Genomic DNA, 3605 nt, shown 5'->3' with positions numbered 1-3605 from the left:
AATAAAAGATGAGCGAAAATTCACTCATCTTTTATTATACTATTTCTTTGTAATATATGCCCATTTATAACTAAAGTCGCCACCGAACGTATGGTTAGCAATACCATTTACATACGTCTTCTCTAAGTATGCTGTACTTTGTTGGTACGTAGGAGAGATTGCAGCATCTTGACCAATTAAGATTTTTTCAGCTTCTGCAAGTGCTTTCCAGCGTGCTGCGTCATCTTTTAGTAGTTCTCCTTTTGATTTTGCTACTAAATCATCGTACTTCGGATTTGAATAATCCATTTCATTAAATGAGCTTCCAGTAACGAACATATCAATATATGTCATTGGGTCTGGATAATCTGGACTCCATGCAGATAATGAGAATTCATATTCAAATTTCTTTTCTAAATCTAACTTCTGCTTATATGGTTGTTGCTTCAAATTCACTTTAATACCAGGTAAGTTTTTCTCTAATTCTTCTTTAATAAAGTCGCCCACTTTTTTACGGCTACCGTTATCATCATTTAGTAATTCTACTGTAATTGTATCTTGACCAAGTTCTTTCTTCGCTTCTTCCCACAGTTTTTTTGCTTTCGCAGCATTATCTTTACTGTCACGGAAATTTTTATTTACAGTACGGAAGTCTTTTCCATCTGGTCCTGTCGTAAACTTTTCAGGTACTAAGAAATACGCTGGCAATGATCCATCATTCAAAATTACATCCGCAATTCCTTTTTTATCGTACGCTAAATCAATCGCCTCACGAACCTTTTGATTTTTAAACGTTGCATTTTTTTGATTAAAACGTAGGAAATACATACGTGGGTCTAGCTTCGTTTTAAATTCATCTGGTTTATTCTTTTTATATTTGTCTACAAACTCAGAACTTAAAATGACACGGTCTGCTTGATCACTATCATATAAATTCACCCCAGTACTTGTCTCTTTTACTATACCYACATTAATTTCTTGTAATTTTACAGCATCTTTATCCCAATAATTTGGGTTTTTCTTTAACTGGTAACTTTGTTCATGTTTCCATTCACTCATTGTAAATGGTCCATTGTACAATAATTTATCTGCTTCTAATCCGTATTTATCCCCTTGTCCTTTTACATACTTTTCATTTAATGGGAAGAATGTAGGGAACGAAGTAAGCTCAAGGAAATAAGGTGCTGGTTGCTCTAATTCTACTACCAACGTTTTATCATCCTTCGCTTTAACACCTAATTGATCCGACGGTACTTCTCCTTTATTTACTTTCTGTGCATTTTTCACATCAAATAAAATAAATGCATATTCTGCTGCTATTGCTTTATCTAATGTACGTTGCCATGCATATACAAAATCTTGTGCTCGAACTGGATCACCATTTGACCATTTTGCATCACGTAATTCAAATGTATATGTCTTTTTATCTTCACTAATCTTCACGTCTTTGGCCATACCTGGAGTTGGTTTATTATCTTTATCTAGACGATATAATCCTTCCATTGCATTTACAAATACACGGAAAGATACAGAATCTGTTGATTTAGATGTATCCATTGAAGGAATTTCAGCTGTTTCTAGCAAATTTAAAACTTGTTTATCTGCCATTCCCTTACTTGATTCTTTCTTCGTTGTCGAAGCCTTCTCCCCATTCCCACATCCCGCAACCAATACACTAGCCGATAATGCAAGTGCAGCAATTGTTATTGTCTTTCTCTTCATTCTTCCTTCCCCCAATCTATATGTATAAGTTAAAACTTGTATAATATATTTTATTATACAAAAAATTCTGATTATTTTAAATATTTATTTTCATAAAAAGAAAAAAAGCGGTCAGAAATTGCTTTCCCTCCGCTTTGTTGAATAGCATTTACTTGTAAGCCATCCTCTATATCAAATGGATTTTGAACTTTAAATATTTCCTCCATTATCTTCAAAAACTCTTCTTCATTTTTAGATTCACCRTTAATCGTAAGKGAATATGGTTCCAYTTCWCCCAATTTATAATCAACAATAAATTGAATTGTCACTTTTTTCCTTGGCATCTCAGGACTCTCCCCCTGAAATTCTACTAATTCTAATCCTTCCGTTCCCCGATAGTATATCCATCCTGAATTTTGAAAATAATTTTCGAACGATTCACCAATTGAAAAGACTGGATATTCATAAAGCGAGCTTGTACGAACTTTTTGAATAATATCCCGATCAGTTGGGAAAAAGAAATGACTAAACAAAATACTAGCAACTGCTAAAATAGTAACGATTGTTGCTCCCATTTTACTCGTTCCACCACTATCACGGATGAGATAATTTTCAACCGATTCATCTTTAATTCCCCGTGCTTTTATTCGATATATACGCCTTTCTGCAAATTGATAAAATAATCCATTTGCAAAAATCCCCATCCCAAATAGAATGAAAACGAGTAATAAAAACGTGAGAGGCACCATATTAATGATTGGCAATGCTACGTTGAACCCCATATAATAAGAAAATGCATCACATGCTACTAATAACAGTATAAATAAAGCAGCAGGTACGTAATACTTACGATATCCAAGCCAACCTACATTAAAAATAGCAGCCAGACCATTCCAGCTCCACCTAGCAATTCGCTTATTCTCAAGCTCCCATTTTCTTTTGTAATATGGGTATTGTCTCCCTACATATACTTCTAATTCTTTGTCTATTAGCGAGCTTTCTTCACCTTGTTCATTATGCAAGTTTCGTTGACAATTTGCACAATTCAGCTGATCATTAATACAAGGTCGCCCACAATTTATACATTTCAAAACAATCCCTCTTTCCATCCATACTTCATTGTGAACTACCCACCACTTAGTATCTCTTACGAGCTTACCCCGAAGTGGGGGCTTCTCGGTTCATCTTTCCTTTTGATAGCTAACGAATTTGTCTTAGGACAGCCGAGCTAACTCCCTCGTTCCAAAGGTTGTTTCTTACGATTTATTTAAAATACCTTCATGTTTCAATAACCACTCTTTCCTCCATAAACCACCCGCATACCCAACAAGTTTTCCACTCTTTCCTATTACACGATGGCATGGAACGATAATTGAAATTGGATTCCGGCTATTTGCCCCYCCTATCGCTCGTACAGCTTTCGTATTCCCAACCTTCTCCGCAATATCTAAATATGAAGCACTTACGCCATACGGAACAGTGTAAAGTGCATCCCATACATTCTTTTGGAATGGTGTTCCTTCAGCAGACAATGGAACTGTAAACTCTTTTCTTTTTCCTTCAAAGTATTCATCTAATTCATTTATACATTGTTCAACAAGTTCATTTTTATGTTCTTCTTTTCTTTCTTCAACAAATATAACAGACGTAATTCCTTCTTCGTTCGCTGTAATTTCTAACAAACCTAATTCACTATCATAATAAGCCTGGTACATATGTCATCCTCCAATTCATTACATATTATTTATTGTAACACGRATAGACGAAATTTTTCGTATAAGCGTTTTATTAGGGAAACAAAAAAGAGGATGATACAATGTAAGAAAATTCAATCAAGGGGGATATTTGATGGAGTTTCAACTCTTTTCACCTTATACAATTAAGGACGTTACGCTAAAAAACCGTATCATTATGTCACCTATGTG

General features: G+C 34.7%; 3 protein-coding genes. All 3 read right to left on the bottom strand.

Annotated features, from left to right (window positions below; genetic code table 11):
* Positions 1-39: 39 nt before the first annotated feature.
* A complete protein-coding gene (locus AC1DJR_RS21850) occupies positions 40-1701 on the bottom strand; it encodes a peptide ABC transporter substrate-binding protein (RefSeq protein WP_113770192.1) in 1662 nt (553 codons plus the stop codon).
* 71 nt (positions 1702-1772) lie between these two features.
* The gene (locus AC1DJR_RS21845) at positions 1773-2771 is read right to left on the bottom strand and encodes a DUF2628 domain-containing protein (protein ID WP_477003484.1); all 999 of its coding nucleotides are present in this window, start codon (positions 2769-2771) and stop codon (positions 1773-1775) included.
* 165 nt (positions 2772-2936) lie between these two features.
* A complete protein-coding gene (locus AC1DJR_RS21840) occupies positions 2937-3395 on the bottom strand; it encodes a methylated-DNA--[protein]-cysteine S-methyltransferase (protein WP_002135839.1) in 459 nt (152 codons plus the stop codon).
* Positions 3396-3605 lie beyond the last annotated feature (210 nt).

This window comes from Bacillus sp. 05T31 (genome assembly GCF_056396725.1).
This window is presented reverse-complemented; position numbering and strand designations above follow the sequence as displayed.